Here is a 14,603-nt window from a genome sequence, read left to right on the forward strand (position 1 = left end):
TTTATTTTTTATTTACAGCAGAACACCCGGCCATGGTCGTGATCTTAATGGCTTCTGTAGGAGGGAGGCTTTCGTTTCTGGAAACAACTTCCTGCACTACATTACGGGTTAGGTCCTCAAAGGCCTCCTCAAGGGGAGTAGCGGTTTGTAAGGCTGCAGGACGACCGTAATCTCCTGCTTCACGGATGCTTTGTACTATCGGGATCTCTCCAAGGAAAGGTACTTTAAGGTCGTCTGCGAGCGAACGAGCGCCTTCCTTTCCGAAAATATAATATTTGTTGTCCGGTAATTCTTCCGGAGTAAAATAGGCCATGTTTTCAACGATACCCAATACCGGTACGTTGATACTTTCCTGTTGGAACATGGCAACCCCTTTTTTCGCATCGGCCAGGGCGATGTTCTGAGGGGTACTCACCACTACCGATCCGGTAATGGGTAATGCCTGCATAATGCTCAGGTGAATATCGCCGGTTCCCGGTGGCAGGTCGATCAACATAAAATCCAATTCTCCCCAGTCGGCGTCAAAGATCATTTGGTTCAATGCCTTTGAAGCCATGGGTCCTCTCCATATAACAGCCTGATCAGGTTGTGTAAAAAAGCCGATCGATAACATTTTAACTCCGTAGTTTTCTACAGGCTTCATCTTAGATTTCCCGTCAACATTGACCGCCAGAGGTCGGTGGCCGTCTACATCAAGCATGATAGGCATGGAAGGACCATAGATGTCGGCGTCAAGTAAGCCTACTTTAAAGCCCATTTTAGCAAGGGTTACGGCAAGATTGGCCGTAATGGTAGACTTGCCAACTCCTCCTTTTCCGGAAGCAACGGCAATGATGTTCTTAATGCCGGGGATGGCCTTTCCTTTGATCTCGGGCTTTTCCGGAGTTTCCACCTTCACATTGACCTTGACCTTGGCTTTTTGATACACCTTGTCGTGAATGGTCTTTAAGATCTCTACTTCGGTTTTTTTCCGAGCCTGCAGGCTTGGGTTATTGATGGTGATATCAACCACTACCTCATCACCGAAACAAACTACATTGGTTACTGCACCACTCTCTATCATATTCTTGCCCTCTCCCGGTGCAGAGATGGTTTCAAGGGCCGCTATAATGTCTTTCTTGTTTAGCTTCATGGATTATATTACAGGCAATGCTTTAGATTGCTTTTTTATATTCATTCTAAATTGCAAAGATACACTATAAGGCTCACATAATAAAGGTGCGCCTATAATTGCAATTTTTAGGACTATTGATAATGATTATGGTTGGTGAAGTCGGCGCAAAAATAATGAATTCTGCAGGCCTTTGAAGCGGGTTATAGCAACAATTCTTTAGATGGATCCCAGAAATGGGTCTTGAAATCCTGTACCTGATCGTTAACCACCTCAATACCTTCGTTCTCCAGGAGTTGCTGCATCAGGTTGGTGCCTTGAAAATGGTGTTTTCCCGTAAGTAAGCCTATCCGATTAACCACCCGGTGCGCAGGTACTTCCTCCATGGTATGGGAGGCGTTCATGGCCCATCCTACCATACGTGCACTACCTCCTGTGCCCAGAAAGCGGGCAATGGCACCATAGGAGGTCACACGGCCATGAGGGATCTGCTTTACTACCTCGTAAACCTTTTGGAAGTAAGACTCGCTTTTTTCGCTATACTTCACCATAGAATAAACGAATCAGGGTAATGATAAGAAGGATACCCATCAAGGCACTTAAAATATAATCGGAATACCTGGAGAAATAATCGGTTTTTGATTCCAGCTTATCAAAGTAAAACACATACATATAGAGCATGGCAAAGGTGCCCAGGCCGGCCGCAATGATAAAGACGGCTATGTCTGTGATCTCGAACTTGATCCACCCTGAAACCTTCCATGCCGCGTTAAGTCCGCAGAAATAGGCGATGGGTAAAACGTTGAGAAAGGCAATCAGCATGCCTTTAAAAAACAGGTTTTTTCTTTTTACCTCAACCCGCCGTTTCTTTTTTACCTTCTTTTTCCTGGCGGTAACCAAAAAGTAAACGGCAAAAAAAGCAAAAACACCCAAGGCGAGTTTCAGCAGTATGTCGATCACATAGGGGTTGTTGTAAAGGTATTTTGAGATCAGCACCCCTATGTAGGCCTGTATCATAACAGAGACAGAGGCTCCGACAGAAAAGATGATGCCTCCCTGTTTGCCTCTTTTAGAACCTGCACGTGCTGCCGAAATATTTACCAGTCCTGGAAAAACCACCCCCATTAATGACGCAGAAAAAGTGGCAAAGAACAGTATGATAAGATGGGTCATTAGCTTAGTTTGAACTTGATATAGGTAATGGGTTTTCCTTCTTCAAGATACTGTTTTTCATAAAATGTCTGAATTTCGGTAACTTCTTCGGGGCTGCCTTGGTTTTTGTAAACATTATGATTGGCATAAAGAACTTCTTCCTCCAGTCCGTGCAACAAGCCAAGAGTATATCCATGCATAAACTCGCTGTCAGTTTTTAAATGGAGTATGCCGTCAGGCTTCAGGATCAACCTGTAGCGATCCAGGAAGGTCTCATTAGTTAGACGATGTTTGGTTCTTTTATATTTGATCTGAGGGTCCGGAAAGGTGATCCAGATCTCATCGACCTCCTTGGCCGCAAACAACTTGTCGATGAGCTCGATCTGGGAACGTAAAAAACAAACATTATTGAGTCCCTCTTCCAGGGCTGTTTTTGCACCACGCCAAAACCGTGCGCCTTTAATGTCAATTCCAATAAAATTCTTTTCGGGGTATTTGCGGGCCATGCCCACGCTGTATTCTCCCTTGCCGCAACCCAACTCTAAAACCAAAGGATTTTCGTTCTTGAAGAATTTTTTCTTCCACCTTCCCTTGTAATCAAACTTACCCGTAGTTACCTCTTCCCTCGAAGGTTGAATGACATTTGAAAACGTCTCATTTTCGCGGAACCTTTTTAGTTTATTCTTACTTCCCACATCAACTGTTTAAATTCATGGCAAAATTAATTAAATCTTTTGCATAGAAAAATGCCGTCTTTTGCACATTATCAGAACGATGTGTTGCACCTGCGGCAGTTTCGATGAACGGGGGTGAGCAATATTGATCGCCTCGTTCAGATGGTTGAAAAAATAAATTATCCGGGTATTTTTTTAAGACTCTTTGTGAATGGTAACCCAATGATCGTTGAGAAACGTAACCTTATTGCAGGGGTCTGACGCGATTTACGGGGCTTTTTGGCCGGCTTTCATCCTGACGTTTTTATTTACGGTTTTTCCACGTTCAAGGGTGAATGAGAATTCTGAACCAACACCATACACACTTTCCACATAGATCTTTTCTTTATGTGCCTCAATAATGTGTTTGACAATAGATAAACCAAGTCCTGAACCTCCCTCTTTACGACTACCGCTTTTATCTACCCGGTAAAATCGTTCAAAGAGTCTCGGAATGTTTTGCTTTTCAATTCCTTCTCCGTTATCAGTAACACGAATTATGACCTTGTTTTTGATCAGGTCTTCAATACTGACCTCCGTGGTGCCGTCCTGCTTCCCGTATTTTATGGAATTTACCACCAGGTTGGTGATCACCTGTTGTATCCTTTCCTTATCGGCATATACCCATATGGGGTTTTTATATTCCATATCAAAGGTCAGGTTGATATTCTTTTTAGCAGCTTTCATTTCCATCATGTCAAAAACATTCTGCACCAATTCCACAATATCAAATTCTTCCTGATACAGATGGAGATCTCCGGTTTCCAGTTTGGTGATCATGTCGAGGTCGCGAACTATGAAAATGAGTCGTTCAACACCTTTGGCTGCCCGCTGCAGGTATTTTTTTCGAACGGCTTTATCATCCAAAGCCCCGTCAAGCAGGGTCTCAATATAACCCTGAACCATAAATAATGGGGTTTTCAATTCATGGGAAACATTTCCCAGGAATTCTTTACGGTAGCTCTCTCTTATCTTTAGGCTTTCGATCTCGATCTTTTTCTTATTGGCAAACTTTTCGATCTGTTCGGTCAGGGTTTGCATATCGGTGGTAATAGGCTGATCACGAAAATCGGTCTTTTCAAGCAGGGAAACATCGTCGTAGATACGCTTTACCCTTTTGTAAATGAATTTTTCAACCCGAATCTGCAGAATAAAGAAAGAGATTAGGAAAAGAATGGCCGCAAACCCCAACAAGGCTCCAAGGTGAAAAATGTCAAAAGCATAGAGAAAGGCCGCCAGAAGAATAGAACTGAGGCCGGTGATAAACCCCGCGGAGCGCAGGGCGAAGCGGTATGACTTTTTTAATTTAGCGGACAAATCATAAGGGTTTGGGCAAATTTAGGGAAATTTGCAAGGACTTTATTACCAGTCCGGAAAGGGGTTATTGCACAAATTTATAACCTACTCCCTTCACGGTCTTAAAATGATCATCTCCGATCTTTTCACGAAGCTTTCGGATGTGTACATCTATCGTACGACCACCTACTACCACTTCATTTCCCCATACCTGGTCAAGAATATCCTCTCTTTTAAAAACCTTACCCGGACGGGAAGCCAGCAGAGAAAGAAGTTCGAACTCCTTGCGGGGCAAAATGATCTCTTCACCTTCTTTGATGATCTTGTATTCATCACGATTAATAATGATGTTACCGGCTTTCAGTACATCGTCTTCCTGTTCTTCCTGCTCCTTTAAACGTCTTAAAAGCGCTTTAACCTTACTTACCAGGACCTTGGGTTTTACCGGTTTGGTAATATAATCATCTGCTCCGGCATCGAAACCGGCTACCTGGGAGTAATCTTCTCCGCGAGCCGTTAAAAAGGTGATTATCGCATTGTTGAGTTCCGGCATACTGCGCATTTTTTCGCAGGTTTCAATACCGTCCATTTCGGGCATCATCACATCTAAGATGATCAGGTGGGGCTTCTCTTTTTTTGCGCTGCTTATGGCTTCTACTCCATTGGTAGCAGTAGTTACGTTATAGCCCTCTGAAGACAGGTTGTACCCTACTATTTCCAGGATGTCCGGCTCGTCGTCTACTAAAAGGATCTTTATTTCCTTCTTTTTCATACGATTAATGATTGAATTTCTGCTCAAAAGTAAAGATAAAACTATTATTCAAAAGGTCTTAACAATGATTTAATCTGGTAACAAAAAGGTAACATAGGCGGTGTTTAGTCTTAACTCCGGTCTAACATCCGGGCCGGAGATGTGCCGTTATTTTGCAGCAGTAAAACAAACGAAGTAATCAAAGTAATGAGAAATCTATTAACGTTTATTGCGATCTTCTGTACCGCGATGACTTTTGCCCAGGATCAGAATGGTTCTATTAGCGGGAAGATCCTGGATAAGGAAATGAACGAGGAACCCCTGCCTTTTGCTAATGTTCAGATCGCCGGCTCCACCCAGGGAACCACCACAGACTTTGACGGTCTTTTTGAACTGACCAATGTTGCCCCCGGTACCTATACCCTTGTGATTAGTTTTGTAGGGTATGAAACCCTTGAATTGACGGATGTTGTTGTTGAGGCCGGTAAGGTAACAGAGGTGAATACTTCTTTAGGCGCCGGAAGCGTGAGTCTTGATGAGGTGGTAGTAACTACTACTGTACGAAGAGACTCAGAAACGGCCCTGCTCTTAGATCAGAAAAAAGCGGTTGAAATTAAAGAGAGTATCGGGGCTCAACAGCTCACCAAAATAGGAGTATCTGATGCTGCCACAGCCACCACCAAAATATCAGGTGTTACCAGTAGTGAAGGTTCGGGAGATGTTTTTATCCGTGGACTTGGAGACCGATATCTGAGTACCACCCTGAACGGGCTGCCAATTCCATCTGATGATGTTGACAGAAAAAATATTGACCTTGGATTATTCCCAACCCGGGTGATCCAGAATGTGGGAGTAAGTAAAACCTACAGCGTTGAAAACTATGCAGACCAGGCCTCAGGAACCGTAGATGTTTCTTCAAGAGAACTGGTAGGTGATCAGGAGTTCAGCGTACGTGTTCGAGGAGGTGCCAACACCAATGTGATCTCCGATGGGGTTGCAGGTAACTTTAAAGTATCACCAATGCAGAACGAGACCACTCTTGGTTTTTACAACCAAAACAATCTCACGTTTAATAATATGCTTGATCAGACCTGGAACACCCAGGAAACCTCAGCTCCTTTTAATGGAAGCGTGGCTGTATCGGCAGGGAAAAAAATTGGAGAGAAACTGAAGCTGTTTTTTACAGGTTCACAATCTATCTCACACCAATACCGTGAAGGGATCTTTAAACTCTATGATCAAAACTTCCTGGACGACAGTTTGAACGATGTTACAGAGTACAGGAAGAATGTAACTACCTCCGGTTTGTTTGATGCTACCTATGCATTTAATTATAACAATAAGATCAAATTCAACACCCTTCTTATCAACACCATCAATGACCAGGTGTATGAAGCCGGGCGTGATGGAACAGGTTTGATCTTTGAGGAAACCAACCCGGGAGAAGGATTCTCTCAGTTCATCCGTGACCAGAACCTTAAGCAGACCCGCCTTTGGGTAACCCAGCTTTCAGGTTCGCATCCATTATTTGAAAAAAATCAAATTGATTGGGCGGTTGGTTATAACCGTGTAGACGCTGATGAACCTAACCGTATTCGTAACGAGGTGAATTTCATGATGGACTCGGTTCAGTTAGGCAGAACAGGAGGTTTCCAGCAGAGTAAGCGTCTGCAGAAGATCGGAGATGATGAGTATAACGCTCGTATTAAAGATGTCTTTACCATAAAAGATGAAGAGAACACTCAGATCAGTATAGCCTTAGGAGGTAGTTTCAGGTATAAGGAACGTAATTTCTTATCCCAGGTTTACGGGGTTGAAGAGGCTTTCTTAAGTGCAGTAACACCAACTTCTATCGATGATCTTAGTTCAGTATTTGTGCGAAATAACTTTGTGAATGAACTCCTTGATTTCAATATACAGCCGGTTGATTCTTATGATGCCGATCTTCAGTCAATCGCAGCTTTTACAACCTTTAACCTGGGCATCAATAAGTGGAATTTTAACCTGGGAGTTCGTTATCAGGATGATGACCTGAAGGTAGCCTATGACGTAGGTAACGTACCCGGACGAATAGGAGAAAACGATAAGGCTTATCAAAATCTTTATCCAAGCTTTAATGTTAAGTACAGCCTTAGTGAGAATAGCGCGATCAGATTTGCAACCAGCCGTACCATTACACTGCCGGAGTTTAAAGAGATAGCTCCTTTTGAATATGTGTCTCCAACAGGGCTGATCACCAGAGGTAACCCCGAGCTGGAAGCATCAACCAACTATAACTATGATCTGAAGTGGGAATATTTCCCGAGTTCATCACAGTTATTGTCATTGGCAGCTTTTTATAAGGAAATTGAGAACCCTATTAACCGTGTGATCACCAGAGGAGCATCAGGTATTTTCTCTTATTTCAACACCAGTGACAGAGCGGAGGTTTACGGGCTGGAATTTGAAAGCCGTATTGATCTGCTGAAATCTGAAGAAGAATTGGCCGGATACGATCTTGGCCTGAACCTGAATGCTACCCGTATGTGGCACACCCAGGACCTGAGAGAGATTCGCACTGAAGACGGAAGCCGAATCATCAGAACCTTCCGTTACAAAGGAAAAACGGAAACCGGACTGCAGGGAGCTGCCGATTGGATCCTGAACTCTACCCTGAATTTTGAGGCTAAATCAGAGAATCCATTCACTGCTGCCCTTACAGCGAACTATTCTTCAGATAAGATCTTCTCTCTGGGGGGAGCTCCCTTAAACCAGGATCTGAGTGAGACCGAATATAACGATGAGATCATCGAAAAAGGATTCGTAACCCTTGACCTGGTACTTGGAAAAAGACTGGGCGATCATTGGAACGTTCAGTTCAGAGGACTTAACCTGTTAAATCCTGATATCAAAAGAACACAATTGGTAAGGCCTGGAAATACAGGAATTGAATCAGATAAGACTGTACGTTCATACACCAACGGATCTGTATTCAGCCTTGGAGTTCAGTATACATTTTAAATCAATAATCAATAATCAATAATCAATAATCAATAAATCTTAATCTTCAATTTAATCTTCAATCATGAAAAGAGCAATTTTAAAAATTAGCGTGATAGCATCAGTATTTGCCGCGATCGCATTGGTAGGCTGTAGTGATGATGACGGTACCATACCGACTACTCCTCCTGACTTTGGTGGTGAAAATGACCTTACCGGGCAGATCACTGAAGATACGACGCTTGATGCTGCCATAGCCTATGAACTAACAGGTATTCTAAGTGTAGAAGCAGGTGCAACCCTGACCATCCCGGCCGGGACTACCATTACTTCTCAGGCGGGTACCGACCGATATATTGTAGTGCAAAAAGGTGCGATGATCGATATTCAGGGTACGGCCTCCAATCCGGTTGTGCTTACCTCAGAAGATGCTTCTCCAGGAGACTGGGGAGGGCTTGTTATCTGTGGAGATGCTGTAACTTCTTCGGGTATTGATGTGACTGCTGAAGTAGGTGGTCTCGTTTACGGAGGTGATAATCCTGCCGATAATTCAGGATCTATTAACTACCTGATCATCGAGGGAGCAGGTGCCCAGATCAACTCGGAGTCGCAGTACAACGGGCTTTCTCTTTATGCCGTAGGTTCAGGAACTTCGATCAATAACGTTGCTATCCTTAATGGAGCTGATGACGGAGTTGAATTTTTCGGGGGATCTGTGGAGGTAACCAATCTTTACCTGGAAAATAACGAAGATGATGCGGTAGACTGGACCGAGAGATGGGACGGTGGTGTAACCAATACCTATGTATTACACACTATAGGGGAGTTCTCTACTGCAATCGAAGCAGACGGGGAGAACGCCAATCCTACCATCACTAACTTTACTTCCCTTTCTGAAACAGGAGGGGTAGCCCTTCAGTTTAAAAAGCAGTCAGGTGCTACTATTACAGGCTTGTCACTTACAGGATATGATACTTCGGTGGATCTGCCAAATGCTGCAGACCCTGCTGCCCCGACAGAGGCCGAGCTTTCCGTGATCCAGATCGAAGGAGTAACTGCCGATCCGGGGAATAGCTATACCGTGGCTCCGACCGTAGATATTAATGATTTTGCATGGGTGGCTAACCGCGGTACTGTAGAAGAAAGTGTTCTTCAGGGGTCTGTTTCAGGAGATGTGATCCTGGATCCTAATGTTGCCTATAGCCTGAACTCTTCTTATATCATTGAGGAAGGTGGATCGCTGACCATTCCTGCTGGTACAAGGATCACTGCTCGTGAAGGAGGAACCGATGTGTTTATTGCGGTTTTAAGAGGAGCAACCATCGATATTCAGGGAACAGAAACCAACCCGGTTGTCATGTCTTCTGCTAGTGGTAACCCGGGAGACTGGGGCGGACTTACCATTTGCGGAAATGCCACCACAACTGCCGGAATTGGAGCCCAGGCTGAGGTAGGTGGCTTTGTCTATGGAGGCGATGATGATACCGAAAGTTCAGGCAGCATCAAAAACCTTGTACTTTACGGAACCGGAGCCCAGATCAATTCGGAGTCTCAGTATAATGGAATTTCGTTCTATGCTGTAGGTTCGGGAACCACAGTAGAGAACATAGCCATCTATAACGGGGCTGATGATGGCGTAGAATTCTTTGGAGGAACAGTGAATGCTAAAAACATCTATCTTGAAAATCTTGAGGATGATGCGGTAGACTGGACTGAAGGATGGAGCGGTACCATTACTGATACTTATGTGTCTCATACCGATGCCAACTTCTCTACTGCAGTTGAGGCCGATGGTGAGAATAAGAATCCGCAACTGGTTAATTTCACTGCTGTTTCTACAGTAGGAGGGCTTGCCTTGCAGTTCAAGAAAACTTCGGGAGCTACCTTCACTAACCTGTTCGTTGATGGGTATAATACAAACCTGGATATGCCTAACGACGGGCCGACCACCAATGTAATAATTGATGGTACTCCGGTTCAGAGTGCTGCTGATGATGTATTTGCCAATGGTAGTGCCGTTGATATCTCAGGATGGACCTGGATCAATGCTGCTTTGTAATTCACAGCGCACATTAAAATATATGAAAGAGCACCCTTCGGGGTGCTTTTTTATTTTGGCTACTTTTGTCAGGAATTCAACTATGGAGAAACAAGAGATTTTTGGCATTAAGAATAACCGGGATTTTGAGGAAGCCTGTTTGCAGGTCTTTCAACAGCAGTACCGGGAAAATCGGGTATACCGGAAATTCTGCGATCTGCTTACCCGCACGCCCGAAGAGGTTTCATCTGTAGCATCCATTCCCTTTATGCCTATTGAGTTCTTTAAGCAACACAGGATACTTTGCGAGGGAAGGGAAGTGGTACAGACCTTTACCAGCAGCGGTACCACGGGGTCTCAAACCAGTAAACATCATGTGCCCGATCTCAGTATCTATGAGCATAGTTTCAGAAGAGGTTTTGAGCAGTTTTACGGTCCTGTAAAAGATTTTGTGGTACTTGCTCTCCTGCCTTCCTATTTAGAGCGTACCGGTTCTTCTTTGATCTACATGGTTGACGATATGATCAGGGAGTCAGATCATCCGGAGAGTGGATTCTTCTTGAAGGAGATCGATGAGCTGGCTGTGCTTTTAAAAAGACTGGATCAGGAAAAGAAAAAGGTGTTGTTGATAGGGGTTTCTTTTGCCTTACTTGACCTGGTAGAGAGGCATCGCTTCCAATTAAAGCATACCGTGGTTATGGAGACAGGGGGAATGAAGGGTCGCAGAAAAGAGCTCATCCGAGCCGAACTCCACTCCATACTTAAAGAAGGATTTGGGGTTGGGCAGATCCATTCAGAATACGGTATGACCGAACTGCTGAGCCAGGCGTATTCCAGGGGAGACGGAATTTTTAATACCCCACCCTGGATGCGGGTGCTTATTCGCGATATGGAAGATCCTTTCTCCTACCTGGAAGATAACAGGACCGGGGGCATTAATGTAATCGATCTGGCCAATATACATACCTGCTCCTTTATTGCCACACAGGACCTTGGGCGCAGGCATGCTGGCGGTTTTGAAGTCTTGGGCCGCTTTGATAATAGTGATATCAGGGGGTGTAATTTAATGGTCATGTAACCACCCCGTTCACAGCTAAAGCTGTGGCCACCCCAGAACCACCCCGAATCACGCTATAAGCGTGATCCACCCCAGAACCACCCCGAATCACACTTAAAGCGTGATCCACCCCTCCTTGGAAAGGAGGGGGTAAATTTTAATTCTTTTGAGAGTAGATCGAATATGTAGCATATATTCTATATATTTGAAAATGCGCTCTAACTTCAATAGAAAATATCAGACGGAATACCGACGAAAGTTGAGAAATGAAGCAACACTTTATGAACGAACTTTATGGAGTAAGTTGCGTGGTCGTCAACTGGAAGGTAGAAAATTCAGGAGGCAGGCCGGTATAGGGAAATATATAGCAGATTTTTATTGCCCTTCTGAAAAGATGATTGTAGAATTAGAAGGGCCCTATCATTATACGGATCAAGTCAATGAAAGGGATAAGGAACGTGAATTATATTTCAAAAAATTAGGAATTAAAGTCTTGAGAATTCCAAATCCGCATAGTGCTGAAGCTCTCCGGAACGTATTAAATGAAATATCCTCTCAATTCAGGCCCGAATAAAAGCACTAATTACACCCTCCTTTCCAAGGAGGGTCGCTGATGATCTATCATCAGCGGGGTGGTTAAAGCATCACCGAGGCAATTCGAACCGATAGAGCACCCCGCCTTCCCCGTGGCTTCGTTCATCAGAGAGCAGCAGGGTATGATGGTCATAAAAGCACAAGCCTTCTTTCTGGGTGCGGTGCTCGAGGTCTATGACCTTGAATTTTGGTACCTCGTCTGTTCCCAGGAAATTGGCAGCCAGCAATACCTTATCATAAGTTAAAAGTGCCAGGGTTTTTCCGTCCGGGCTGATATCGGCGGCAGTAACCCTGCAGTTATCGTTGTCATCACAGGCCGGGATCTCAGCTACTAATTTTGCAGTGTATTTTCCGGAGGCAGCAGGTACGGAGTACACCTTCACCAATTCTTCCTCTTCCTCATTTTCGTCTTTGGAAAAAATATATAGCCTGCCCTTGTGGTACACCAGGGCTTCTGCATTGATGGGTTGATTCTTTTTATGTCCGGGGTAGCGGAATTCAATTTCTTCTGCTTCCATATCGTCTCCGGTTGCTGAGGCCGGATTTGGCAGCTTGTATATAAAAAGTTCATCGCGTTTATAACTATTGTTTCCAATGTCTGCGATGTAAACATTGCCTTTTTCATCAGCGGCAATGTCTTCCCAATCTTCATTTACAGCCCCTTTGATATTGAATTCCTTCACGATCTTCCCCTGAATATCCAGGCCGTATAGATGATCCTTGTTTCCTGAATCATTAATGCTCCAGATCAGATCGCTTCCCGGCACGGTTTCCAGACCTGAGTTTTCACGCATTTCCTCGGGCAACCAGGTGAGCACTTCCAGGTGATCAGGGATCGTTTGGCTGCAATTAAAAGAGAGTACCCATATTAATATGGAGGTGATGGTCCATTTCATGTAAAAAATTTACGAACAACCCGCCAATTTGGAAAGCGATTTTAAATTTTAACGCTATTTTTGAATGAATTCAAAAGTTTCCTACACTCCATGAGAAAGAAGATAACCCTAAAAGAGATCTCCAAACGATTTAATGTGTCCATTTCCACGGTTTCCAAGGCTCTTAAAGACAGTCCGGAGATCAGTGAACGAACACGTAAACTGATCCAGGAGTTTGCAAAGGAGCACAATTATAAGCCTAATAATATCGCCCTGAGTCTTAAGAACCAAAAGACAAAAAACCTGGGGATCGTGTTACCGGAGATCCAGCATTTTTTCTTTTCCTCCATTACTACGGGAATTGAGAAGTGTGCCACCAAAAGGGGGTATAATGTGATCATCTGTATCTCTAATGAAACTTTCGAAAAAGAGGTGATCAATATGGAGATGCTTGCTAATGGCAGTATTGATGGCTTTATAATGGCCCTTTCTCAGGGAACTCAAAAGGCCGGAGATTTTCACCATATCAAGGAGGTGATCAACCGTGGGATGCCTGTGGTCATGATCGATCGGGTAACCGAGGAGGTTGATTGTGATAAGGTGATCATTGACGATTTTAAAGGGGCCTATGATGCGGTGAATTACCTGATCGATCAGGGAAAGAAGAAGATCGCTATACTTACCATGCCTGATTATATGGGGAGCGTAGGGAAACTGAGAACAGAAGGGTACAAGAAGGCACTTCGGGATGCAGGAATTGAGATCGATGAAAAACGCATTGTCAAACTCGATAATTTTTACAACGACTTCGAAGCGGTAGAAGCCTTGTTTAAGGAGAGTGAAGTTGACGCTGTTTTTGCCGTTACCGAATTCTTTGCCGTACAGGCCATTAAAATGGCTCAAAAGTCAGGACTAAAAACCCCTGATGATATTGCTGTAATCGGATTCACCGATGGTATTATATCTAAAAGCAGCAGTCCGTCACTTACCACCGTCAGTCAGCACGGGGAGGAGATCGGGTATCGCGCAGCCAGCTTATTGATCGATCGGCTGGAAAACGAAAGTGATGAAGAGCCTCCGTATACCAAAGAGATCATTCAGACAACGATTGTAAAACGCGAATCTGCCTGATCAGGAGGGGTCAATAGGTAGATAGATATCTGTTACCCATTCCAGGGTATTTCCTCCCATATTGGGATTGTTATAGTACACCTCAAGAGGTTGCTTCAGATAGGGAATGTCCTGATCTTCCGCATAATCAAAGATGTGGTACCAACTCTTGTTAGAGAACCGGTAGTCTCCATTATAGATGGCTTTTATGGCCGGTCTGGCTTCTATCTGCTTAAAGAAGATGTCGGGGCTCTCAGGCAGACTGTCTTGCTTTTTAAATGGAAAACAAAAATCAAATTCGATAAGCCGCTTTTCTTCCTGGAATTCCAGAATGTCAACCACGGGATTACCATCGGCCTCGAGACCATTAGAAGCAATGAAGCCTGAAAGGTAGCTATAGTCTCTCATCATTTTAAAAGCCTTGTTTTCGGGGGTGGTCTTTGCCCTGGTACAGGCACAGAACTTAGAAGGTGTAGTTTCTGTACCGGTCACTTCAATATTGAATTGACTGATACTTTCTTCCAGGAACTTCTTATAATCCATGACCAGGTTGAGGGTCGTATTTTCAAATTCTGTATCTGTGAAGGGGATGAGTATCCGGTTAACGATCTTGTGACCGGGTTCAGATATGCCTGCCTTAACGCGGGTGGTGCTGTCATTTAATCTGCTTAGGTTCCACTCTATATTATAGGTCGTTTTGTTCACCGAGAGCTGCTGTGTAAGCTCTCGGTAGGGGAATTGAGAGGATACGGTAGTTTCATCTGCAGCTTCGGTCACTGAATCCCAGTTAAGGAGTTCATCATAGGCGTGACCGCTGCTGGTAGAAACATTAAAATAAACATTATAATCGCTGGGTTTTATAAGGAAATACCAGGATATCAGTGCCAGCAAGAGCAATCCGAGGATAGCGAATAACCTGTTCATATT

Annotated in this window: 13 protein-coding genes; 5 read left to right on the top strand and 8 right to left on the bottom strand. The window is 44.1% G+C overall.

Going from position 1 to position 14,603, the window contains the following annotated elements; translation table 11 throughout:
* Position 1: 1 nt before the first annotated feature.
* The 6 genes from E7Z59_RS05295 to E7Z59_RS05320 form a co-directional block, all read right to left on the bottom strand.
* Positions 2-1,132, bottom strand: a complete 1,131-nt coding sequence (locus E7Z59_RS05295; protein WP_136335234.1) for an Mrp/NBP35 family ATP-binding protein — start codon at positions 1,130-1,132, stop codon at positions 2-4.
* Positions 1,133-1,314: 182 nt separating this feature from the next.
* Positions 1,315-1,662 carry an MGMT family protein gene (locus E7Z59_RS05300; RefSeq protein WP_136335235.1) on the bottom strand — a complete coding sequence of 116 codons (348 nt, stop codon included), beginning with the start codon at positions 1,660-1,662 and terminating at the stop codon, positions 1,315-1,317.
* Positions 1,649-2,284, bottom strand: coding sequence for a LysE family transporter (locus E7Z59_RS05305; RefSeq protein WP_136335236.1), 636 nt, complete (start codon positions 2,282-2,284; stop codon positions 1,649-1,651). The genes E7Z59_RS05300 and E7Z59_RS05305 overlap by 14 nt, the downstream gene beginning before the upstream one ends.
* Complete coding sequence (trmB, locus tag E7Z59_RS05310) at positions 2,284-2,958, bottom strand: tRNA (guanosine(46)-N7)-methyltransferase TrmB (RefSeq protein WP_136335237.1); 675 nt, start codon at positions 2,956-2,958, stop codon at positions 2,284-2,286. Before trmB ends, E7Z59_RS05305 begins: the two co-directional genes overlap by 1 nt.
* Positions 2,959-3,204: 246 nt before the next feature.
* Positions 3,205-4,188, bottom strand: a complete 984-nt coding sequence (locus E7Z59_RS05315; RefSeq protein ID WP_394346651.1) for a sensor histidine kinase — start codon at positions 4,186-4,188, stop codon at positions 3,205-3,207.
* Between the two features lie 169 nt (positions 4,189-4,357).
* Positions 4,358-5,044 carry a response regulator transcription factor gene (locus E7Z59_RS05320; RefSeq protein WP_136335239.1) on the bottom strand — a complete coding sequence of 229 codons (687 nt, stop codon included), beginning with the start codon at positions 5,042-5,044 and terminating at the stop codon, positions 4,358-4,360.
* Between the two features lie 186 nt (positions 5,045-5,230).
* On the opposite strand from E7Z59_RS05320, the gene E7Z59_RS05325 reads away from it, so the two are divergent.
* The 4 genes from E7Z59_RS05325 to E7Z59_RS05340 all read left to right on the top strand — a co-directional run bounded on the left by E7Z59_RS05325 (position 5,231) and on the right by E7Z59_RS05340 (position 11,671).
* Complete coding sequence (locus tag E7Z59_RS05325) at positions 5,231-8,023, top strand: TonB-dependent receptor (RefSeq protein WP_136335240.1); 2,793 nt, start codon at positions 5,231-5,233, stop codon at positions 8,021-8,023.
* A 64-nt stretch (positions 8,024-8,087) separates the two neighbouring features.
* Positions 8,088-10,061, top strand: a complete 1,974-nt coding sequence (locus E7Z59_RS05330) for a hypothetical protein (RefSeq protein ID WP_136335241.1) — start codon at positions 8,088-8,090, stop codon at positions 10,059-10,061.
* 82 nt (positions 10,062-10,143) lie between these two features.
* A complete protein-coding gene (locus tag E7Z59_RS05335; protein ID WP_136335242.1) occupies positions 10,144-11,118 on the top strand; it encodes a LuxE/PaaK family acyltransferase in 975 nt (324 codons plus the stop codon).
* A gap of 190 nt (positions 11,119-11,308) precedes the next feature.
* The gene (locus tag E7Z59_RS05340) at positions 11,309-11,671 is read left to right on the top strand and encodes an endonuclease domain-containing protein (RefSeq protein ID WP_136335243.1); all 363 of its coding nucleotides are present in this window, start codon (positions 11,309-11,311) and stop codon (positions 11,669-11,671) included.
* Positions 11,672-11,741: 70 nt separating this feature from the next.
* Here the strand turns inward: E7Z59_RS05340 and E7Z59_RS05345 are convergent, their stop codons facing one another.
* Positions 11,742-12,587: an NHL repeat-containing protein gene (locus E7Z59_RS05345; RefSeq protein ID WP_136335244.1), complete on the bottom strand. Its 846-nt coding sequence runs from the start codon at positions 12,585-12,587 to the stop codon at positions 11,742-11,744.
* 90 nt (positions 12,588-12,677) lie between these two features.
* On the opposite strand from E7Z59_RS05345, the gene E7Z59_RS05350 reads away from it, so the two are divergent.
* Positions 12,678-13,697, top strand: coding sequence for a LacI family DNA-binding transcriptional regulator (locus tag E7Z59_RS05350; RefSeq protein ID WP_136335245.1), 1,020 nt, complete (start codon positions 12,678-12,680; stop codon positions 13,695-13,697).
* Here E7Z59_RS05350 and E7Z59_RS05355 read toward each other — a convergent pair whose 3' ends face one another.
* The gene (locus tag E7Z59_RS05355; RefSeq protein ID WP_168731245.1) at positions 13,698-14,600 is read right to left on the bottom strand and encodes a GyrI-like domain-containing protein; all 903 of its coding nucleotides are present in this window, start codon (positions 14,598-14,600) and stop codon (positions 13,698-13,700) included.
* Positions 14,601-14,603: the final 3 nt, after the last annotated feature.

Source organism: Robertkochia marina, assembly GCF_004799345.1.
Classification (GTDB): domain Bacteria; phylum Bacteroidota; class Bacteroidia; order Flavobacteriales; family Flavobacteriaceae; genus Robertkochia; species Robertkochia marina.